The following is a 22211-nucleotide window of genomic DNA, read 5'->3' on the forward strand; positions in this document are numbered from 1 at the left end:
ATAACCTGTTCTTTAAGGAACCCTACAATGATAAAAAATAATACCATCCAAGGCTCTGATGGCTATTTGGATAGAACACCAGTATTTCAATTTATACTATTATCTTGCCTTTTTCCTTTATGGGGGTGTGCGGCTGCATTAAACGATATTCTAATTACTCAATTTAAATCTGTTTTTGAATTATCTAACTTTGCAAGTGCCTTAGTACAAAGTGCTTTTTATGGCGGTTATTTTTTAATTGCGATCCCTGCTTCTTTAGTCATTAAAAAGTCGTCGTATAAAGTGGCTATTATGATTGGTTTGTCGCTTTATATCTTTGGCTGCGCTGCATTTTTCCCTGCTTCTCAAATGGCAACTTATACTATGTTCCTAGCAGCGATTTTCTCTATTGCAGTGGGTTTGTCTTTTCTGGAGACAGCGGCGAACACATATTCTTCAATGTTGGGGCCAAAATCGCATGCAACACTGCGCTTGAACATCAGCCAAACTTTCTATCCAATAGGCGCTATTGCGGGTATCTTGCTTGGTAAGTACCTTATTTTCCAAGACGGTGCGAGCTTAGAATCACAAATGGCGGCGATGTCTCCAGATCAGATTCATGCGTTCCGTCTAGAGATGCTAGAACATACGCTGAAGCCTTATAAGTACATCATTTTCATTCTTATCGGTGTGTTAGCGTTGTTTATGTTCACTCAATACCCGAAATGTAAAGTGGCTCAACAAAGTGGTAAAAAAGCCCCTTCTATTGGTAAAACGCTTAAGTATTTATCGACTAATAATCGCTTCAAAAAAGGCATCATTGCACAGTTCTTATATGTAGGTATGCAGGTCGCGGTGTGGTCGTTCACGATACGTTTAGCACTAGAAATGGCTGATATCAACGAACGCGCAGCATCAAACTATATGGTGTACTCATTCGTGTGTTTCTTTATAGGTAAATTTATTGCCAACATCCTGATGACAAAATTCTCTGCTGAGAAAGTACTCATTGCTTATTCTGTGATTGGTATGGCGTTTCTTGCTTATGTATCTCTAGTTCACGATTTTAGCGCGGTATACGTAGCTGTTGGTGTGAGTGTTTTGTTCGGTCCTTGTTGGGCAACTATCTACGCTGGTACATTAGATACGGTAGATAACGAATACACGGAAACAGCGGGAGCTGTCATTGTTATGGCGATCGTAGGCGCAGCAGTGGTACCTGCTATTCAAGGTTTGGTGGCTGACGCTATTGGCATGCAGCTTTCGTTTTTGGTCAACTTTATTTGCTTTGGATACGTTGGTTATTATTTCTTAGGTGAAATGAAAAATAAGAACCAAAGCGAAAAACAGACTCAATTAGCAGAACAAACAAATTAATGTAGCAAAAAGCCACTTTATAAGTGGCTTTTCTTTTCCGGAGAAGATTTATGTATATCATTCCACTAAACAAAGCACAGTTTAATCAGCAAGAAACAATTTTAATTCAATCTGAGGATTTTAAAGTATCAGCGTTCCAATATAACTCTGGGGTCGAAGGGTTAAAAATCGAAAATGCGAAAGGTTATTTAACAATTCTGCCTTACATGGGGCAAATGATTTGGGATGCGAAATTTCTAGGTGAAGACATTTGTATGGAGAACATGTTTTCGGAGCCGAAACCAAACAATGAGATTGTAGCCACATACGGATGTTTCGCTTTCCATTCTGGCATGATTAGAAATGGCTGTCCAAGTCCTGAAGATGATCACCCGCTGCACGGTGAAATGCCGTGTGCTAATATGGATAAAGCATGGTTAGAAGTCGATGAATATCAAATTACTCTAAAGGGTGAATATGAGTATGTAATGGGTTTTGGAGACCACTACTTAGCGACTCCGTCAGTTTCTATTGAGAAGGGGGCGTCTATGTTTGAGATTAAAATGAAAGTGCAAAACTTAGCTTCGGTCCCAATGCCACTACAGTATATGTGTCACATGAATACGGCATACTTCCCAGAGGCGAAGATGACGCAAAACATTCCGGATAGTGCGGTTAAGTTGCGTAAATCGATTCCCGGCCATGTTAAGCCAACACAACAATGGCTCGATTTTAACGACACACTCAAAGCGCAATCAGCACCCATTCAACAGCTTTCTTCACCAGACATGTATGATCCTGAAATCGTCTATTTTATGGATGACTTGTCCCAGCATACTGACAATGCTGAGTTTGAAATGACAATACCTAATGGCAAGACGTTAATTACTCGATTTGATACGACAGAATTCAACTATGCGACGCGTTGGATCTTGTACAACGGAGACCAAAAAGTCGGAGCCTATGTCCTGCCTGCAACTTGTCGACCAGAAGGTTACTTAGCCGCTGAGAAAAACGGTACGTTGATTCAATTGCAACCAAAGGAAGTGAGAGAGTTTACAGTGAAAACAGGCATTGTTGAAAAATAAAACTTTGCGGTGTGATGTAAAAAAACAGCCATTTGTTTGGCTGTTTTTTTAGTTTGAAAGCAATTTTGTAGACAAAAAAGTAAGAATCTATGAATCTACTTATTTGCATATAAACGATGTAGTTCACTTAGACCGCATTCTGACAACGCTGAACAAATGCCACAACCTCAGCATCGAAACCGCTCTGGTCATCGAAGAACTGATTCCAGTGGACAAAAGAGATGCATGAAGACAAAGAGCTACTTGATAAGCTAAATCTTTCAGTGTATGAGATGGTGTTCTACCGGGCCTTGGTTGAAAACGAGGCCTCAGTACATGAACTTGGCGATCATGCTTTGCGAAACCTCGCTATAGAGTTAACAGTTCAGCTTCGTAATTCAGCAACGCTTGACTGGCAGAAGCGTGAAAGTGTCCGTGCTCGTATGCGTAACTTAGTTTGTAGACTGTTACGCGGCTGGACGTATCCGCCAGATGCCGCAGAGGAGGCTATCAAACTTGTACTTGAGCAAGCAGAGGTTCTCGCTGACGCGTGTTACAAATAATGACAAAAGTAAGCTATCAACCTTGCCTTTTGAATATCTATGCATAACTTGTTTGATAGCCGTCCAGATGATTACATCTTTTGGTCAAAAAAAAGTAATCTAATCAGAACGAATTAGAGTTTTATAACCAAGCAATAAATGTCCAAAAACGAGTTCATCTGACCGACCACTTATCGCTCAAAGCGGTCCAATAATAAATTTGGCTCGTTAAATTTAGCTGTTGTTACTGTTACTGGTCACAACAGCTAGTCAGAAACACACATAATTCCTTCATCTATCTGGCCAATGGCACTGACGGGGATCTTTAGCATGTTAGCTCTGTGAAATTTTCTGGAGCTGACAATGAGAACCCCCTTGTTACCTTGGTTCATCCTATGGGTGACCATCCCAATCATTATTTTCTTTCTATTCACCTTGCCCGCCCATGCCAGTGATGGGCCATTCTATCAGCGTGGTCAGGAAGGCTGGTTTTGGTATCAGGTCATTCCTGAACCTGAGCAGCCTGATGAGCTGATAGAGCCGGAAGCTGGTGTCGTGGAGTCCAGTCTGAGCGAACTAAAGCCCTTCAGTGCCGCATGGTTCCGGGAGCATATGCAATCGTTTATGGACAAGGCAATTGATGAGCCAACGAGTGAGAATGTCAGAGCCTATCTTTATCTTCAGCGCGTCATGATGGATAAGGGCTCACTATTTGCTGATGTTAGTCAGCAGGTGGTCATGGGCGATCCTGTTTTGGATGAAATCAGTCGCAGACCCTTGGCGACCTACGCTGCCAATCGGATGGACCGAGAAGCTGGCGCTCAACGGGATGTTGCTTTAGGTGAAGTAGCAAAGCGAGCAGGCTTGTTCTTTTTCTATCGTTCGGATTGCCCTTACTGCCACGCTCAAGCGCCTATAATCGAATCAATGGCTTTAAACTACGGTTTCGAGGTATTTGCTATTGCTGTCGATGGCTTGCCTTTACCGGGTGGAGAGTTTCCCAATTTCAAAGTCGATTCAGGACAAGCTCAATCATTGTCCGTTACGACTGTCCCTGCCATGTTCTTAGTTGATCCATCTAATGTCATCACTCCCATTGGCCAAGGTGCAATGAGCCTTGATGAGCTCAATAATCGAATTATTCTCGCAGCCCATCAAGCCGGTTGGATTGACGATCAAACTTACTATGCCACCAGACCTGTTCAACCCGGCGTGTCACTTGCGATGTCAGCCCAAGAGCTTAACGAAAAGATATTACAGGACCCTGAGTTCCTTGTTCGCTATCTGCGTGCACAAGGAGGGTTATAACGATGAAAAAAGTATTCCAAGTATCGCTAATCGCTTGTGCGATTGGTTTTTCATCTATGAGCCAAGCAAGCTTGCAACAGGAGATGAATCAGTTGTTTGGTTCAATGACCAACACCACTGCGCCTGGCGTATTCGAGAGTCAGCGGCGTGGCGTTATATCTGGTGGAAGTGTTGTTGTTCGTAACAGGATCATGAACGAAAACCTCGTCTCTATGGTGCCTCCGTCATTCCAAGCTGGTTGTGGCGGCATTGATATGTTCGCTGGAAGTTTGTCTTTTGTTAACGCGGATCAGTTTGTTCAATTACTTCGCTCTGTTGCTGCAAACGCCAAGGGGTACGCATTCCAATTGGCGCTCAGTGCTATGTGTGAGAAATGCTCTCAGCACATGGAGACACTGCAAAAGAAAATCCAGCAGTTGAACGAGTATTTTGGCAATTCCTGTCAAATGGCTCAGGGAGTCGTGAACGATACCCTGGCTGCTTTTGGTAAAAAGGGGCAAACAGAAGCCAGCATGTTGAGCTCACTTAAAGGGGCTGGAGACGTTTTTACCAGTTGGAGTGAATCCAACGGTAAGAACCCTTACGAGAATGCTTCAAGTGTCGCGGCATCTGATGTGAACAAAACGATTAAAGGTAATTTGGTCTGGCGAGCACTGAAACGTCATTCGGCATCAAGCTGGTTTGCATCGGGGGATGACCGTTTTCTTGAAGCGGTTATGTCAGTGACGGGTTCGATCATTGTTGGTGATTTGGCTAATGCGGCTGATGGTCAAGGTAAAGCCCCAAAACTGACCAGACTGAATGGCAATAAAGTGACTATTGAGCATCTAATTCATGGCGGTAACGTCGCTATGTACCGATGTGACACAGTGACACAAGACGGCTGTCTGAATCCGACAATCACTAACGTGACCCTAACCGGGTTATCAACCCAGGTAGAAAATTTACTTCTTGGTACAGGTTCTAGTAACGGCATTATTTTTAAGTTTGCTCGAAATACTGGGGCAGCTAGCACCACCGAAAAGGCTTTTATGACCTCGGCTCCTGCAAGCATTGGCGGCATGATTCGAACACTTTCTGCATTAAATGAAGGGGCTGCTAGGTCGTTTGCTTCAAGAGCGGCACCATTTATTGCTGTTGAGATGGCCCGAGCATTGGTTGAAGACATGCTCAATGCAGCTAGAAGCACCTCCGGTGTGGAAGATCATGCCTATGCGAAGTTATTAACCGAAGACCTTGAACGTGCACGTCGCCAAATCAATGAGGAGTACGCTGCGTTGCAGCGAAGATACGGCTCAGAGCAAGAATTGCTGGCGCATTTTAACCAGGTGATTCAGACCATTCGCAAACAGCGTTATTACACCGTTAAATCTACGGCGCTGGGGGAATAGATAATGTGGGAAATCTATTCCATCGGGGATTCGGCTTTTTTAGAGCAGGTACTGAATGCTGTCGCGATGATCACTGGTACAGGCGACTTTACTTCAATGGTTCGGATTGGCTTGCTCATTGGGGTATTGATGGTCTCTGTTCAGGCCTTAATGCAAGGTGGTCGTGGGATTAACTTTCAACACGTCTTAGTCTCATGGCTAGTCTTTGCAACCATGTTTGGGCCCAGTACCCGAGTGAGCATTGAGGATGCGTACACGGGACAAGTTCGTGTGGTTGATAATGTGCCCATCGGTGTTGCTGCCGCAGGCAGTACGATTTCGACTGTTGGCTTTCAAATCACGCGATTGTTTGAAACGGCGTTCTCAACTCCCGCCATGACGGAATACGGCTTTGCATCCAGTTTACAGTCACTGATTAAAGTGAGAAAACAGGTGATGGATCGCTCTGGTTTGGGTGATGCAAATCGTGTCGCCGGTTCGGACATCGAGCAATCGTGGTTTAACTACATCAAAGAGTGCACCTTGATTGGTATCGACATTGGCCAAAAGAACCTCGATCAGGTGCTGAGTGATCCTAACCCGATGACTGCGATTAGGTTTGATTCGCGCATTTATGGCACGCGCATCATGCTCAATGGTAGCAGTAGCGATCTGGACTGCACTGATGCCTATAGCCAACTAAAACTCCTGACAGAATCAACCTTCATTCCAAGGCTTAAACAGGTTCTGTCAGCCTCATTGGGGACTTCGTCAGCAACGGACACTGATGACGTGATCCGAAATGCACTGAATAATCTTGGTTTGGCCTCGGTTAACACCCAAGAGTACATGACCGCGTCGGTGCTTTTGCCTATTTATGAGCAAAGCGTGACGGGCAAGTATATGGATGATCAAGCTTTCACCGCAGCCGTTATGGTTAATCAAGCGATTGAGCAGCGCAATACGCAATGGGCGGCGGAGCAGACCCTGTTCCAAAGTATCGTTCGTCCGATGATGACGTTTTTTGAGGGTTTCATTTACGCCATCACCCCATTGATGGCCTTTGTGATTGCCCTTGGCCAAATCGGGATGCGAATGGCCGGGAAGTACTTGTTAATCCTGCTTTGGATTCAACTTTGGATGCCTGTCATGGCCATCATTAACCTATATATCCATTTAACTGTTGCTGGGAAAATGTCGGCTCTTGGTGCCTTTGCAGGTACAGAAGTGCCATCTTTTTCTGGGATGATGCAGATGGATTCAGTGCTGCAAACCTGGATAGCTACTGGCGGCATGTTGGCGTCGAGTGTTCCGGCGATTTCGCTCATGCTCGTGTATGGCTCAGCAATAACCGCTACCCACTTGGCTGGACGTCTTCAAAACGGTGATGCCATTGATGAAAAGATGGCAAGTCCAGATGTCGCGAAAAATGCCCCGGTGATGCAATCACAGTCAATGTTCCAAAATTCAGCCCTCACAGGTTCTGCTATGACTGGCGCGTCAAACCTACTAAGCAGTTTCTCTGTCGGAAACGCAGTGGGTTCAATGGTCGGCTCTGCAAAAGAATCCATGACTCAGGCAACCCAAGCCTTTAGTCGTCAGGTTGGGAATACCATGAGTCGAACTTTTGGTGAAAAGCTAAGTTACGACAACCTGTCTTCGGTTGGACGTCAGATCGGCTCATCTAACTCCGCATCTAGCGCCGTTGTTAATCAGGTTACTGATGACCTTCAAACACGGTATGGTTTCGGAGACGATAAAAAAGACGCTGTACGTGGCTTGGTATCGGGCGTGCTATCGGGAGGCCTAAGGGTCGGTGGCGATGGAACTATTACTAATCCCGGTGAGAAAGAAGTTGCTGACAAGGGTTTTCTTGGAAGGCTTCTTGGTACTGGCGGCAATGATTCTCCACAGGGCAACTTGCCAGGAGTCGATAAGCCAGACTCATCTCGTGTACCAAAACTATCAAGGGTACGAGCAGGCTTGGATTTAGGTGGTAACTTTAGTGGCCAAGTTGAGTCATCAGAGGGCAGTTCTCGGTCAACGACCGCAAATACGCTCACTGGGGAGATGCAAAGCTTGGCATCGAGTGATTCACGACGTGCTGAGTATCGCGATGCAATGGTTAAGGACCTTTCAGATTCAAGACGTTCTGGCGTTGAGATGTCCTTGTCTAACCAAGACTATCAGTCTCTTCAGAGTTCAGCACAAGACGTTGTCACGGCATCAAACCGCTTTAGTGAGCTTGATCAGGCCAGCTACAGTCTATCAGGACAAAGAAATACTGATGGTGCGACGTTAACCCGATTAGCGGCGGATAATCCTGAAGTCATGGATTATTTAGGTCGCTATATGAACCAGCATGTTGAAGCCGGTAACCGATTACGTGAAAACCTTCCGATGTATCAGCGCTTGCTACCTGATGATAATCAGGCGTATGTGGCCGCAGCTATGGAATCTTTGACCTATAGCAACTCTTCAACGCCCGCTGAACGCGACAATGATTATCAAGCAGCAATGACTGTTATGGCCATGGCTACCGGAGCCGATTTACGATCAATTCAGCCACGCTCTAATGAAGGCTTGTCATCAACTGCACCTACTTTTGGTGGCACTCAAAGCCAAGTGGAATCGGGTGTATTGGGCGGCTACGAGGATGCTGCAACTGTTCAAACTCAGTTCAACGCAGCTCAATCAGCTTACCAAACCAATCTGTCTGGTATAGATGGACGGTTGAATGCGCATCAGCAGCAAGCCCAGCAGGCCGTAGTTTCTGACACAAGTACCTATCAATCTGGACTAAACAGTGAAGCTGGGTCTCAGTGGCGAGCACGCATTATGGCTGATGATAGCGGAGTTTCTGGTGCTGAAATGTTCTTCAACAGCGCCAGTGCTATTGGTGATTTCAGTGGCAAGCATACTGATGCAGCACTGCATACCTTGAATCACTTTGGCGAAGACTATGAGAGTTACAAAGAACAAGCGCTTGAAGATCCTGGCTCACGAGGTTTCTTGCACAATGCAACGGTGGCCAGCAAATCAACCTGGGATGGCTTAAAAGCCGCCGTTGATGCCGGAACCTCTTTGGAAAACCCATTGACGGCGTTTAATGATGCATACAGTGGATCGAGTTCGCAGTATGCCTCCGAAGTAAACTGGGGCACTAAGTCTGAAGCCATGTTGGCGGGGGCATTCGGTGCGGCAGTTAACAATCGATATGGTGAGTTCTTAGAGCAGTATGCTGATGATTTTAAACAGGAAGCATACAGCGAAGGGCAGAGAATGGGATTGACCCCGATTCAAAGTCAAGTGTTCGCTCAAGCTTTCAATGAAGGTTTGGCGGGGCGCGTATTCAACTCTGAAGACTCATCGAGTTGGTCGCCTGAAATGCTTGGCCTAAGGGAGCAAATGCTAAATGAGTATCGTCAAAAGGATGAGAGTGGCGCTTACATCCCTGACAGTGTGTCTGAAGAAGATAAAGCATTTGTGGATAAGCAAATAGCGGTGATCTCAAATGCATCGCTTGCGGGAGATTATGCTCAGAACAACTTGATTGATATTAGGGCCTATAACCAGGCATCAGGAAGGAACTGAAAATAGAAGGTAGCCAGCTTGTGGTTGGCTGGCTATTTTTTTGGCTTTTTGGGATACCTTGGATAAAAGCCATCAAAAAACGAATGGAGCTTATACCAATACCATTTTTCTTCAATGCTCAAAGTTCTACCCGGATCTTTAACTTGGCTACTCAAGAATCTAATTCCAGTACAAATAGCTAAGAAAAAGAGTCCCAAACCAACAATTGTCCAACTCGCTTGCCAATATGCGATTGCTACAAGCATAGTGATTATGGCTATAAGTCCGATGGGATTACAGGTCGCTTTGAATCCCAAGTAGCTGAAAAAAAAGACGGTGCAGAACAGAAATGGCAAAGCCGCTAACTTGGCAGATGTCGTTAGTATTTCTGATGGAAAGAAATGAGCCGTAGCCAAAGTCGCCAGAAAAAGCCCCAGTGATATAAACAAGCAGCGTGCTGGTAAAGATTTAAGTAAGTTTGTCATCTTCTTAGTACTCTCAAAGTGCACAGACGGTGCACAATAAAATCATGCATCAGCATGTTAGTTCTCAAAAAGTGCTCTAGTGGTTTGCTCGGCCATAATCTCACACACAGGGCATTTAAGCTGAATGCGCTGTTGTGATACCGTCAAATACAGACTGCCGCATCGACACCGGTGTAAGGATGCAAGCTGTGATCTTAAATCACGAGCTAGAACCCAACCTTCATTGATGGTCAGTTTTTTCCAGGGGATCTCAGCTGGAAGATCTGCTTCTTCTCTTGCAACCAAATACGCATCGTAAGCCTTCATCAAAGCATCGATATTTAATTGCTTGTAGACATTATCACCACCAATATTGACATAAAGCGCCATCAGCAGGGAGCCTTCAACTAATGCTCTTCTGCTTTTGACGATGGCATCAGATTCTGGCAATTGACCAGGACAAGGTGACTTGCCAGTCACTTCTTTGTGGAGCCTTCTGATAATGTGGATTGGCAAACCTGTATCGAGCGCGATAATGGTTGTTCGAAATCCGTATTTAATAAGCAGCGAGGCTCGGGTAAATAGCTCACTTTTGGACAGGTTATCAATCATGCATCCCCCTTGTTGTTTAGGGTTGATAATAAATAAGCGATTCTTGGGATACCTGTGCCTTTGCTCTTCACCATCTCAGTCAGTTGGCTTTGGTTACCCCTTGGTTGAAACAGCATGAATGATGAGGTCGCCACTCGTTGCAGGTCATCAACACCAGCATTAATCAGAGCATCAACCACGTCGCGTGTAAGTCCAAAGCGCAAGACGGCCTCTTGCGGATCAATTCGCGCTAATTCTCGTGCTGCGTGTAGGTACGCCAAATTTAATTGATAGAAGTCTTGTTGATTGGTTGTCATTGACGGACCTCCAGTTCATGTAAAATATTGCGATAGATAGAAAGCACTCTTTGCCCATACCAGCGTGCACGCTCTTCGTTCCAACTGTGATAGCGGCCTATGCCAAGCTCTAAATCATTTGGTGAAGACTTGATTGCTTCGGCCAAAATACTTGAGCCGACCGTAAGGTTGGTGATGGGGTCTAGCAGTTCCGCTGCTGAGCTCACCCGATGCCCATGCCAATGCAAATTGATTTGCATAAGGCCAATATCGAGCTGATATTTTTCAGTCTCTTGCAGTGCCTGGTTTAACAGTTGCTCTGCTTCTGTCTTAGATTTGGCGTAGGTTGCGTTTGAACCATTTCGAATTGCGTATGGCCATGGACTGGTCATGTTGAGACCACGATGTGAGGCCGACTCAGCTAAGGCAACGGCGTAGAGCATGACTGGATCAATACCAACGCTTTGTGCTGCTTTTTCCCACTGATAGCCCGGAAACGCATAGACTGAAGTGCTTGCGGACATGGCTATCACTAGGGCAATGGTTTTTGCTTTAATCGTTTTCATTTTTGTCCTCTAATTGATTTCCGAGAAGCGCCTGAATGGCTTTCGGGCTTATTCTTTTTAATGGCACTGCGCTAAAGTCGGCGATGCCTCTCGTATAAACTTGTGCCGCTTTTGACCAGTCGCCTACGGCAACAGGCGCTTGCATATCAAATCCTTTCTGCTGGTTCTGATGGTCTGCAATACCTTGTAATAGCCTTGGGTATTCACCCACTTCGTCCCGCAACAAGTAAGCCTGGTAGCGTGTTAAAAACTCTTTTTGTTTAAAGGGGTATTCCCTGTCATCTACCTTGCAGAGTTCAACCCATCCCCCCATGTCTGAAATAACGCGGTGAATAAGCGCATCGTCAAACATCACGGATGTCCAAGCGCCAACCTGACGAACAGCCTTGTCAACTTTGTTCCAAGCAACCATGGCTCTTGAACCCGAGTTGCCATCGATATGCTTGATGACGTCAGCGGGCTTTGGAAAAAATTGCCCAGTATCCGGTGATTGAATATGACGAGTCAGACCTATTCGCACTTCTTCAATGCTATAAGCACGAAGGGCTTCAAATGCGATGGATAGCAATTGTGGTGATACGCTTTTGCCATACATGGCCCAAGCAGCTCCCCAAACTTCAGCAAACTCGCGTTTATCAACCTCCTGCACTTGAACGAACCTCCCGAATACCTGGTCCGGCCCAGCTTTCAGCAATGCGGCGATTGCTTTCTTCAATATTCAATTGGTGATTGCTGCCCTTTAGGCTCGTCGATGATTGCTGTACTTCATCAATGCGAACGTACTCGTCTTCCCATTGCCGGTTTAAAAGCCAGTTATGTGGCATAGGGGTCTTAGTCCGATCTTGATACTGCAATCGGTTGTCTCGTTGCTCTTTCCAGCGTGTTAGCACTTCCAAGGCGAGTTCATGGTCTTCATTGAGGCCCATGCGTAGCCATTCTTCTTTGGCTTTCGCTTTTTTTTCTTTGCGTATTTGTACATCCCAGAAGTCTTCAAACTGTATGTGGACAACAGTTTTAACTGTTGGTTTATTGCTTCTCTCAGAGTCATCCGACCGTTGAGAGTCCCTAACCGGGTTGCCATCAGGCATAAACAATGATGAAAATTCTTCTGGTAGCCGAGCTTGAAAAGCGGCAAGAGATTTCAAAAGCGATGCCATACCAATGAAGTCGGCAGGTACATCTTTAAGCAACCGAAAGGCTGCTTTACCTTGGTTTGGGTTTTCGATTGGGTTGTGCTTCAGAAAGCTCCGAATCAAAGTCCAACCGGATTCCTCGCAACGAATGAGGAACTGATCTTGTTCTAACTCATTTAGAGCCTTGGCAACCTGTTGCTCATCCCAATTCAAGTCAGAAGCAACGTAACCAATCGGCAATCGAAAGCAGCCAAGCAAATTACAATGTGGGCATGTAAGCAAATACAGTCCTAGCAACTTCGCTGAGTCACTCCAGGACAAAACGTTTTGCTTTAGCCAAAAGCGGGTATAGACCTTGCCATAATCACGCATGGAGGAACTCGCTTTTGTGTTTACGTAAAATGCTGACCATTATTTGCCCTTAATCCTACTGGTTACTGGCTTTCAGCTCGCTTGGGCATTCGGGATAGATGTCCGGTCTTAACTGGGATCGGGTTACCTGTCCTTGCGTAGCTTGCTCGATGGGTAAAACGAATTCAGCGGGAACACGCCCTGATTTATTCAACCAAAACCAGACGTTTTGCTGTTTTGAGTTGATGGCTCGCGCTAATGCTGATTGCCCGCCGACCAAGTCAATGGCACGGCGGAGATGTTTTTGTGTCGTGTTGAACACTTCCATACCGTCTCCTTTTACAATAAAAACTGTTACAAGATTGAATGTTACAGTTTAAACTGTAGACAAGTCAACAGTTAAAATTGTTGAAAGGCTACAGTTTTATTTGTAGAATACGGGCTTATGAAAACTTTATCCGAACGACTAAACCATGCCTTGCAGCTTACTGGGGTGACTCAGTCTGAGTTGGCTCGTCGCATTGGTATCAAACAGCAGTCGATCAGCCAGATTTGCTCTGGTAAATCGGCTAGGTCTCGTTACACCATGCAGATCGCGGAGGCGCTTCGCGTGAATGCTCATTGGCTCGCCACAGGTGATGGCGAGATTGGTTTGGGGGTCGGTAATGTAGAAGTCGGGCCTGATATTAAGGGAAGAATTCCTCTCATTAACTGGGTTCAGGCCGGTGATTGGACTGAAATAGCGGAAGGATTTGCTCATGAAGATGCTGAAGAGTGGCGTGAAGTCACTGGGAAAGCACATGAGGGCTGTTTCGCACTTCGTGTAAAAGGCGACAGCATGGAAAATCCAAACGGTAAAAAATCGATACCTGAAGGGGCAGTCATTATTGTTGATCCTGAGTTACCTTATTCATCAGGCTCTTTGGTTGTTGCGCGTCTGGATGATTCTATAGAAGCAACCTTTAAGCAGTTGGTCATTGATGGTGACCAGAAGTATCTAAAGCCTTTAAACCCTCAATATCCCGCAATGCCGATAAATGGGAACTGTACTATAGTAGGTGTTGTTAAACAGGCAATTATCGATTTTTGTTAAAGAATGAAATTTTTAGTGTGTTGGTTGTAACCTTCTGATTTGTTTGTCTTTTTTTTGGTGTAGGTTGAAGTGTAGGTGTTCGCTTTGATTCTTGGAGTTATTTTCAATGAAATCAATGTGTTATATTGCAAGGTGTAATTCCTCACTCACCGCCACATTCTATAAGCCCTTGTCGTGTAAGAACTTCTTATAATACAGGGGTTTGGTGTTTTAATGTAAGCTGCCTACTGGTACAAAGAGTAGGTACAATGTCGAACATCATGGCAAGTCCTTATAAGCATCCTCAAACTGGTGTTTACTACTTTAGAATGGCTGTCCCCAAAAAGCTGGTTCCTATAATCGGTAAGACAGTCTTCAAGAAATCTCTTCAAACGAAAAACCTTTCTGAAGCAAAGCAGCGATTTCCTCAGCATCTTGATGATGCGCTCAAGCAAATCGACTTCGCTAATTTAAAGCTATCTAATTCATCTGATATTGAGCTTAATGTCCGTGATTGCGCGATCATTGCCGAGCGTTGGTATCTGCGTGTCAAAGATGAGGTTGATGGTAATGGTAACTATGATTGCTATCTTCGATATGAATGGTATGGCGTTGAGGGCGATAAGCGTCTCCACGTATTCGGCTTATCTGACACATTTGAGTTTAGTGGTCTAGATGCGTCAAAAGCTACTGAAGAGGAATACCAAGAGCTTTTGGAAGGCTTGAAAGATTTCATTGAAGAACAGCTAAAGATAGAAGGTTTAGTTGTATGTGAGACAAGCGCTTCATATAGACGTTTGGTTTACGCTTTTTACGATTACGCCCGTCGAGTTGAGTCTCTCTGTTTGGCTCGTCACAAGCGAGACTTTGGGTATGAGCCAGTGACCACTCCAATCGCTAGTGAGTCCCTTTCAGTGTCTAAGCCTGATAAGATACCGTCTAGGGCTTTGAAACCATCTCAGAACTCCATTTCGAGCCTATTGAAGCGTTACCTTGAGTCTGCATCTATTAATGGCAAAGCTTCTCAATCCTTGGCAGAGGTTGAGTCTCAGATAGAGCGTCTTATAGAGATAATAGGGGATCTAGATGTTGCTGATGTAACGAGAGGTCATATCTCAAAATACAAAGATACCCTGTTACAATTGCCTAAGTCTAAAGCTAAAGAGATTAGAAACAAATCAGTACCTGAGCAGCTTGAGCTTGTTAAAACAAAAGGGCTTGAGACAATCTCTCCTTCAACCGTTAAGACTATTCTCAGAAAGACTTCTCCTGTATTTGGCTATGCTGTTGAGCTTGGTCTGATAGACGTCAACCCGTACAAAGGCGTAACACTTCCTAAAGTACAGAATAAGTCTGCGGTAGCGGAAGCTAAAGGTTTTACTCCTAGTGAGATCAATCAGTTATTTAAGCTAGATATATTCACTGATGTCACTGCTAGTAAGCCTTATGGCATGGCTTGTTATTGGGTGCCTCTTCTATGCAGGTATACGGGTTCTCGGATTGAAGAAATGGTTCAACTTAGAAGTTCAGATATACAACGATCAGACGAAGATATTCACTTTATTTATGTTCGTGAGGGTGAAGAGCAGAACGTAAAAAACGTTAAGTCTGTTCGACAAGTACCGATTCATGAGCACCTCATTGATTTAGGCTTTTTGGATTATGTGGCGTCCTGTGGAGAGTTTCTATTCCCTGAGCACAAGCCAAACAAACACGGTAAAAGGTCTGGTGCTATTGGTAAATGGTGGAGTAAACAGGTCAAGACGGTAGGCATAACCAAGCAGCCATCACACTCGTTTAGGCACTCTTTGAGAACAGTTTTGCGTGGTCTAGGAGTGGTTGATTCTGTTAGTGATGCTATCACTGGTCACGCTCCGGCTAATATCGGTGCAGCATACGGTACGGTTGATATGAAGGCTAAGAAGAAAGCAATAGACTGTTTGCCTAGGTTGGCTGTCCCACGTCTTTGGTAGCTTTTCGTTAATGTATTTACACTGTTGTGTACACCTAAAGTCTCCCCACTGTTCACACGTGTACACTTTGGTCTTAAATAGCCCGTAGGCCTTGTGGTATAAGGCTTACGAGCTCGCAATGTCATTTCTAAAAGTCGTAGTTTTCGGTTACGTTAGGAGCTTTATTTCCACTATTTTTATCTTGAATACTCCCTTCGATAGTCCCAGCTTGTTCCAGCCACTTACTCCGTTGAGATATCGAGATACCTAATTGAGATCCCCTAGTGACCTTTCTTAAACCTTCCCTGAAGATATCCTCTCCAAAGAACTCAATGAGGCGGCTGATGCTATTTGAGACGTCTTTAATTTGCTTTTGCTCCCACTGCTCATCATCTTTGTCAGATATATTATCTTTGCCCTTAAAAGCATCTGAGAGGCGTCTAATCTTCGGAAACCCCTTAGAGTCCCAGCAGCTTTGGGGTAGGTAATAACGTGACTCCAAGCCAAACTGGAGGCCTTCAACAAAGCTCTCTAAGTCGTTCATCTCGATGTCAGTCCCTAATGCTTCTTTACAAGCTTTTAAGCCGTTAGCAATGTGTGCAGCCTGACCACGACTACATCCAACAAGCTCACATACTTGAGAGACGCTCAGGTCAAACTCTCGGTTAACAATTAGCTTGCGAAACTGAGCTTGCATTACTTCATCCTTAGTAACTCCAACCCCATGCGCTTGATTGACATCTTGGGCTGCTGAGAATGCCTCAGCGTAAGTACGGTTTTCTATGATCAACGAGTTAATCATCAATTCAGCATCAGGGTTTTCTTCAAGGTACTTCAAACAAGCTCCAGTGCGGTGGAAACCATCCACTACGTAATACTTATCATCAACCACAAAAACAGTGATAGGCTGCCTTATAGGCTGTCCATTACGAAGGTCTTCAAGAATCTCCTTGCTTTGACTCTCTTGCTTAATCTCTTGCGCTGAACGTACTCGTTTGTCTTTAATGAGTTCAACGTCACGGGCTTGCATCGCGGGATCGAGTATGAGAGTTCGAGGGTCTAAATACGCAAATCTGCTATCTGCCATGAATTGATTCATAGTGTGTTATGTACCTGTAGGTCTATGACTGATTATTAATGTTTCTCTTTTTGGTTTGATTGGAACCCTAGGAGGGGGGAGGGTTCGGGGTAATACATATCGAATATGATTGCGGCTAGTAGTAATCTTTACACCAAATGAGCGGATCGTTTTTTCATTTTTTTGTGATTACGGTATTTTAAGCTTTTACCAAGGCTCTTTGGACTGTGGATAAGGAGACTCCCACTTCGGAGGCGATCTTTCTTAAAGACATTCCTTGTGAACGTAGCTCAGCGATACGCTGGTGGTTAGTTGTGTTAGTTGGTCTACCTTTATACTTCCCTGCTGCTTTAGCTTTCTCAATGCCTTCCTGACGTCTTTCCTGAATCATTGCTAACTCGAATTGAGCTACAGCTCCTAGCATGTTCAGCATGAGCTCAGACATATGATCGCTTCCACCAGCATTAAAGCTTAGGTTTTCCTTGTGGAATCTCACGCTAACACCTTGGTTAGTCCAGTCGTTTATTAGCTGCTTTAAATCAACCAAATTACGCGCTAGGCGGTCGATGCTATGAACGTGGATTGTATCTCCTTCTCGAACGTAGTCTTTAAGAGCTTCTAACGCTGGCCGTTTAGTTGAGCTACCACTGCATTTATCTGTAAAGCTCTTATCAAAGGTGATACCAGAATCTGTAAGTTGACGGTCTGTATTTTGGTCTGTGGTCGAAACTCGCAGATAAGCTATGTGTGCCATTAGGTGTACCCGTTTAACTCTTAGATGTTAGAAATTTTATTGTGGTCACAATTTTAATTCAACCCTAATGGGTACTGTTTGATCAAGGTTTGACCGTAGTCGTTTGGGTATACCTAATGGGTATGTTGAGCAATATACACACAAGGCGTCTAGATATTACTCAATCAGTTCAGTGGGTTACTTACATAATTCAAATGATATGTAATAATCCGCCCCCCAAAAAAAATTAATAACAACAGAGGCTGGAAATGAAAAAAGTACTATTGTCTATTGCTATCGCCGGTTCACTGCTGTCTACGGGTTGTGCTCAGCGTGTTGCGGATTTCACACTGGCATCGACCAAAAATGTCGACCTAAATGGCGGTGAATTTGTCAAAGGCCCTCGTGTAACTGGTGAGGATGCAAAGCCTATTATCATTGTTCCTTTAGGTGTTCCTAGCGTTAAAGAGGCTGCTGATAAAGCGATTGAAAATGATACATGTGCAGTAGGTCTAACAGACGTTACCGCTGATTCAGAGTTCTTTTCATTCCTTGTGGGTTTCATCTCATACAAGGTTGAGGGAGACTTAGTGATCGACAAGTCTAAATCTGGTTGTGAGAACTGGAGTAGTTAATTAGCTGCGATATCATGGGGAGTGTGTTGAGTACTCCCCAATATTTTTGTAAATGAACCTTAGCTTAACCAATCCCTCGTGGTGATTCTCTCCGCGTCCCATATTGATTCAACCACTTCACAACCATAGAGCAGAGTGTGCTCTTATAGTTCTTAATACCGCTTCGCCAAACTCCTGTGAGGATGAAGTCTTCTATCAGAATAGCCTTTCCGGTACGCATTATTATTCCACTTCTTATCTGAGCAATTTACTGTCCTGTTTATTTCTCTGTAGTTTTGTAACTCTATGAAAAAAAATTCTAAATTGTAAATTCAATAACCAGCGTTACGTATGTCTGAGTATCATTGTAGTGGCTGGTAGCTGCCCACTCACATCATGTTTACTGTAGGAGTCGACTTACCAAGTGTATTCCTGTTTGGAATCACGATTGAGAGTGTCTAGGAAAAGGTACAAAAAACTGGTACAAACAATGGAAGTTGTATATATTTAAGTGGTTGATTTTAAATGTTTTAAACTTGGTAGCTAGCAATCGAGAGTTCGAATCTCTCACTCACCGCCACATTCTAAAAGGTCTGATTTATCAGGCCTTTTTTCGTATCTACACTAAAGTAATGCGTAATTGAAAGTACACAAGAGTGCTCAAGGTGCAAGCGCCATTCTATCTACAAGCCAACTATTCACATCTCACCTCTATACAACGCCAAAATTGAAGATGCTATACAGAGGCAGCCATAATCTGATTGGTGCGGGTTAGCACATCCGCTTTAATCTAGAATTTAGCACCCATATCACATGAGGTATGAATACGGCCACAAGAATGAACGTAGTGCTACTAGATGCTAAGCAAAACAGCCATGAACACGAATACAACAGCAATCATACCAAAGAGATCTGTGTTTAGATTGAGGTCATCAGGGTTAAATTTTTCAATGCTTTGCGTCGTTTTGCATCTTATCTTCATGTTCTTGTCCTTATTTCATGTACGATTTCAACAGCAACATAACATGCAATTGAGTGTTCACAAGTCATAAAAAGCATAAGTATACTTGCACCTCATTGAGCGCAAAAAAAATACTCAAAGCGTTTTAAAGTGGCGGTCTACCTTTTGTAACATCAAATATTCTTTCTGTTTTTGTGCCTGTATCGCTATAGTTGAGAAACGGTTATCTCGTTCTAGTTAGGAACAAACTACTGGCTGCCGCTACATTCTCTCAGCGTTCCCACTCAGTCGCCTTGGGTAGATACTTTAGTCGTTGAGTACTGCAAAAAAACGCCGCATGAGCAGCGGCGCTTTGTTGAGGAATTCCCTTTCCTACTTGTAGCTAAGTTCTGTCGCTTTGCCTTTGAAGATCCGGTATACCACAAAGGTGTAAAACAATATCACCGGCATAACAATCATCACACCGTAGCCCACGATTATTAACGTCGCAGGCGAGGAGGCAGCTTGTTGTGCGGTCATTAATCCCGGCACAACTTCTGGGAAGAAGCTATACGCAAGCCCGAGAAAGCTCAACGCGAAAATGACAGTGACACCAAAGAAAGGCCAGCGCACACCCAGATCATTCACCATTGGAACCTGACGCAAATAGCGATCAACTAGGAAGATGGTTGCCAATACAATTAACGGAACTGGGGCAAGCAACAAGATTTCTGGGAAGCTGAACCAACGCAAGGCAACTTGTTGATTTACAATTGGGTTTACAACGCTAACCACCAAGATTCCTAAGGCTGCTAACCAACCAGCACGGCGAGACCAACGGGCCGAGCGTATTTGCAAATCACCTTCCGTTTTTAGTACTAACCATGCGCCACCGATGTAAACGTACGCCGCCGCTACACAAAGTGCGCTTAACCAAGCAAAGCCAAATGCTTCGGTTGATTGTTCAAATCCCATGATGTAACGACCCACCATGTAGCCTTGGGTTAGCGCGGTGACTAACGAGCCAATTCTGAAGCACCAATCCCAGTGAGGTTTATGATCCGAGTTCGCTTTGGCTCGGAAGTCGAACGCCACGCCACGCATGATCAGTGCGATAAGCATAATCGCGGTCGGCATATAAAGTTCCGTCAAAATCAAGCTATGAGCAGTAGGAAAGGCAATCAGCAGAATACCGACGGCTAACACCAACCACGTTTCATTCGCATCCCAGAAAGGGCCGATAGACGCTATCATTCGGTCACGTTGCGCTTCATTATCACTCGGTAAAAGGATACCGACGCCAAGATCGTAGCCGTCGAGCACGGCATACATAAAGACCGAGAAGCCAAGCAGCAGAAGATAAATTTCTGGTAGATAGTCGAGCATGATTAGGCCTCTTGTTGTGTCAGTGGGACTTCATGGGCTGCAACGTCTTTGCGCGCCAAATAGAATAGGGTATGGATGTACGCAACCAGCAATGCAGCATAAATGGCTAAGTACATAATGAGCGAAGTCATCACGCTACTGCTCGCAACCGTGGTGACGGCTTCGGATGTTCGCAATACACCGCTGACCAACCAAGGTTGTCGACCAATCTCAGTAACATACCAACCCGCCAGTGTGGCTATCCAACCAGAGAACGTCATGGCTAATACCGTGTACAGGTAAGGTTTAGGTAGCGCTTTTTTACGTGCTAGCTTCACCGCGCCATACCAGCTAACAAGCAACATAAGGACACCAACACCAACCATCACGCGGAAACCAAAGAACAAGGGCTTCACTGGCGGGTGGTCAGGTGCAAACTCGTTAAGTCCTTGGATTTCCCCATCTAAGTCATGCGTAAGAATCAAACTCGCCAGCTTTGGGATGCCCACTTCAAAATCATTGCTGCGAGTTTCTTCATTTGGCATCGCAAACAGAAGAAGAGGCGCGCCTTGCTCGGTCTCCCACACGCCTTCCATCGCTGCGATTTTTGCAGGTTGATGTTCAAGCGTGTTTAACCCGTGAAGGTCACCGACAAAGATTTGAATTGGGATGAATCCAGCCGCCGCGAACAGCGCGACTTTTAGGCCAAGTTTGGCTGAGCGGTGATCTGGCTTTTTCATTATTTGATAAGCTGAGATACCCGCAATCAAGAAGCTGGCAGTCAGCGCCGATGCTAATAGCGTGTGCAGAAGACGGTAAGGTAAAGAAGGATTGAAAATAACTTCCTTCCAACTGGTTACATGTACAATTCCGTCAATCACTTCATAGCCACTTGGTGTGTGCATCCAGCTGTTAAGCACTAGAATCCAAAACGCGGACATACTTGTCCCAACAGCAACCAGAACGGTGGCGAGAGTATGAACCCATTCCGGCACTCGTCCTCGTCCAAAAAGCATCACGCCAAGGAAGGTGGCTTCCATAAAGAAGGCGGTCATCACTTCGTATCCGAGCAATGGTCCTGCTACGTTACCGACTCGTTCCATAAAGCCTGGCCAGTTGGTACCAAACTGGAAACTCATCGTAATGCCGGATACTACACCTAAGGCGAAAGTAAGAGCGAATATCTTGACCCAGAAGTAATAAACATCGAGCCATACGGGGGCTTGGGTGCGGTTATATCGCCACTTGAAAAACACCAACATCCATGCCAACGCGATGGTGATGGTCGGGAAGAGAATGTGAAAGCTGATATTGGCCGCGAACTGGATCCGCGACAGCATGAGGGTATCTAACATCTTGGTTCCTCAAAAACGTGCCATACTAAAAATCGTGTCTATCTGTAATTTAGTTACGAAAAGTCGGGCAGTTTGGATTCATGTATCGAGAAATACAGGTGATTCTGTTTTCTTCTAACCATGATTTATATCAACTAAGGGAAAGAAAGGAGTGTAGGAAATTGTCTCAAAATGCCACTAATAGTCGCGAGAAGTGAGTAAAAGAAAGCAAATGTAACTGAAGGAGCATGGATTAAGATTAGTTCGAATTATCCTTATGATGGTTTCGATAATCCTGAAATAAAATTACAAAAACAATATTTTTAGTAAGGAAAATTGCCTTGCCTTCACTTTGAACCTCCATACTATTTATACACTAGTCATGTCGAGATCATCTCAAACACAGCAAACTTACTGGCAGTTAAGGTGGGAAACTTTAGCTAATTGATAGGCTATGTTCCCTTTAATTGTTGCTGAAGACTTAACATCCTGTTTTCATTAAGTTCTTCAGTAACTTCCATGTAACG

Annotated in this window: 20 protein-coding genes, 1 tRNA gene and 1 pseudogene; 10 read left to right on the forward strand and 12 right to left on the reverse strand. The window is 44.6% G+C overall.

Annotated elements, in window-relative coordinates:
* The first annotated feature begins 27 nt into the window (after nt 1–27).
* From fucP to R8O11_RS06980, 6 genes and pseudogenes are all read left to right on the forward strand, one after another.
* Nucleotides 28–1356, forward strand: a complete 1329-nt coding sequence (gene fucP, locus R8O11_RS06955) for an L-fucose:H+ symporter permease (RefSeq protein WP_318194027.1) — start codon at nt 28–30, stop codon at nt 1354–1356.
* A gap of 50 nt (nt 1357–1406) precedes the next feature.
* Entirely contained in the window at nt 1407–2423 is a 1017-nt protein-coding gene (locus R8O11_RS06960) for an aldose 1-epimerase family protein (RefSeq protein ID WP_174208768.1), read from the forward strand.
* 112 nt (nt 2424–2535) lie between these two features.
* Nucleotides 2536–2965: pseudogene (locus R8O11_RS06965) on the forward strand (type I restriction enzyme endonuclease domain-containing protein); the annotation flags it as partial.
* A gap of 342 nt (nt 2966–3307) precedes the next feature.
* Nucleotides 3308–4252 (forward strand): thioredoxin family protein, encoded by a 945-nt coding sequence (locus tag R8O11_RS06970; RefSeq protein WP_318194028.1) that lies wholly within the window; start codon nt 3308–3310, stop codon nt 4250–4252.
* Between the two features lie 2 nt (nt 4253–4254).
* Nucleotides 4255–5643 carry a conjugal transfer protein TraH gene (locus tag R8O11_RS06975; RefSeq protein ID WP_000755290.1) on the forward strand — a complete coding sequence of 463 codons (1389 nt, stop codon included), beginning with the start codon at nt 4255–4257 and terminating at the stop codon, nt 5641–5643.
* A 3-nt stretch (nt 5644–5646) separates the two neighbouring features.
* Nucleotides 5647–9216 carry a conjugal transfer protein TraG N-terminal domain-containing protein gene (locus R8O11_RS06980; protein ID WP_318194029.1) on the forward strand — a complete coding sequence of 1190 codons (3570 nt, stop codon included), beginning with the start codon at nt 5647–5649 and terminating at the stop codon, nt 9214–9216.
* Nucleotides 9217–9248: 32 nt separating this feature from the next.
* Here R8O11_RS06980 and eexS read toward each other — a convergent pair whose 3' ends face one another.
* From eexS to R8O11_RS07015, 7 genes are read right to left on the reverse strand one after another with little or no spacing between them, the layout of a single operon-like run.
* Nucleotides 9249–9680 carry an entry exclusion protein EexS gene (gene eexS, locus R8O11_RS06985; protein ID WP_113606132.1) on the reverse strand — a complete coding sequence of 144 codons (432 nt, stop codon included), beginning with the start codon at nt 9678–9680 and terminating at the stop codon, nt 9249–9251.
* A gap of 57 nt (nt 9681–9737) precedes the next feature.
* Nucleotides 9738–10271: a FlhC family transcriptional regulator gene (locus R8O11_RS06990; RefSeq protein ID WP_000566753.1), complete on the reverse strand. Its 534-nt coding sequence runs from the start codon at nt 10269–10271 to the stop codon at nt 9738–9740.
* Entirely contained in the window at nt 10268–10567 is a 300-nt protein-coding gene (locus R8O11_RS06995; protein WP_113606133.1) for a flagellar transcriptional regulator FlhD, read from the reverse strand. The genes R8O11_RS06990 and R8O11_RS06995 overlap by 4 nt, the downstream gene beginning before the upstream one ends.
* Entirely contained in the window at nt 10564–11112 is a 549-nt protein-coding gene (locus R8O11_RS07000) for a lytic transglycosylase domain-containing protein (RefSeq protein ID WP_008843242.1), read from the reverse strand. Before R8O11_RS07000 ends, R8O11_RS06995 begins: the two co-directional genes overlap by 4 nt.
* Nucleotides 11099–11761: a DUF6475 domain-containing protein gene (locus R8O11_RS07005; RefSeq protein ID WP_007105460.1), complete on the reverse strand. Its 663-nt coding sequence runs from the start codon at nt 11759–11761 to the stop codon at nt 11099–11101. The genes R8O11_RS07000 and R8O11_RS07005 overlap by 14 nt, the downstream gene beginning before the upstream one ends.
* Nucleotides 11748–12617, reverse strand: a complete 870-nt coding sequence (locus R8O11_RS07010) for a hypothetical protein (RefSeq protein ID WP_169650455.1) — start codon at nt 12615–12617, stop codon at nt 11748–11750. The genes R8O11_RS07005 and R8O11_RS07010 overlap by 14 nt, the downstream gene beginning before the upstream one ends.
* 55 nt (nt 12618–12672) lie before the next feature.
* The gene (locus R8O11_RS07015) at nt 12673–12924 is read right to left on the reverse strand and encodes a helix-turn-helix domain-containing protein (RefSeq protein ID WP_000451746.1); all 252 of its coding nucleotides are present in this window, start codon (nt 12922–12924) and stop codon (nt 12673–12675) included.
* Nucleotides 12925–13041: 117 nt separating this feature from the next.
* Between R8O11_RS07015 and R8O11_RS07020 the strand changes: the two genes are divergently transcribed.
* Both R8O11_RS07020 and R8O11_RS07025 read left to right on the forward strand, forming a co-directional pair.
* Nucleotides 13042–13689: a LexA family protein gene (locus tag R8O11_RS07020; RefSeq protein ID WP_025587953.1), complete on the forward strand. Its 648-nt coding sequence runs from the start codon at nt 13042–13044 to the stop codon at nt 13687–13689.
* A gap of 248 nt (nt 13690–13937) precedes the next feature.
* The gene (locus tag R8O11_RS07025; protein WP_069513720.1) at nt 13938–15641 is read left to right on the forward strand and encodes a site-specific integrase; all 1704 of its coding nucleotides are present in this window, start codon (nt 13938–13940) and stop codon (nt 15639–15641) included.
* A gap of 127 nt (nt 15642–15768) precedes the next feature.
* On the opposite strand, the gene R8O11_RS07030 is transcribed toward R8O11_RS07025, so the two are convergent.
* Complete coding sequence (locus R8O11_RS07030) at nt 15769–16707, reverse strand: hypothetical protein (RefSeq protein WP_224723833.1); 939 nt, start codon at nt 16705–16707, stop codon at nt 15769–15771.
* A 190-nt stretch (nt 16708–16897) separates the two neighbouring features.
* On the reverse strand, nt 16898–17452 hold the full coding sequence (locus R8O11_RS07035) for a recombinase family protein (RefSeq protein WP_318194030.1): 555 nt from the start codon (nt 17450–17452) through the stop codon (nt 16898–16900).
* Nucleotides 17453–17700: 248 nt separating this feature from the next.
* Between R8O11_RS07035 and R8O11_RS07040 the strand changes: the two genes are divergently transcribed.
* Nucleotides 17701–18066, forward strand: coding sequence for a hypothetical protein (locus tag R8O11_RS07040; protein WP_029848594.1), 366 nt, complete (start codon nt 17701–17703; stop codon nt 18064–18066).
* 484 nt (nt 18067–18550) lie between these two features.
* A tRNA-OTHER gene (locus R8O11_RS07045) sits at nt 18551–18625 on the forward strand.
* A 273-nt stretch (nt 18626–18898) separates the two neighbouring features.
* Here R8O11_RS07045 and R8O11_RS07050 read toward each other — a convergent pair.
* The 3 genes from R8O11_RS07050 to R8O11_RS07060 form a co-directional block, all read right to left on the reverse strand.
* On the reverse strand, nt 18899–19027 hold the full coding sequence (locus R8O11_RS07050) for a hypothetical protein (RefSeq protein WP_005378275.1): 129 nt from the start codon (nt 19025–19027) through the stop codon (nt 18899–18901).
* A gap of 351 nt (nt 19028–19378) precedes the next feature.
* Nucleotides 19379–20371 (reverse strand): cytochrome d ubiquinol oxidase subunit II, encoded by a 993-nt coding sequence (locus R8O11_RS07055; protein ID WP_318194031.1) that lies wholly within the window; start codon nt 20369–20371, stop codon nt 19379–19381.
* A gap of 2 nt (nt 20372–20373) precedes the next feature.
* On the reverse strand, nt 20374–21705 hold the full coding sequence (locus tag R8O11_RS07060; RefSeq protein ID WP_005388402.1) for a cytochrome ubiquinol oxidase subunit I: 1332 nt from the start codon (nt 21703–21705) through the stop codon (nt 20374–20376).
* Nucleotides 21706–22211: the final 506 nt, after the last annotated feature.

It is taken from the genome of Vibrio sp. 1288 (genome assembly GCF_033344475.1).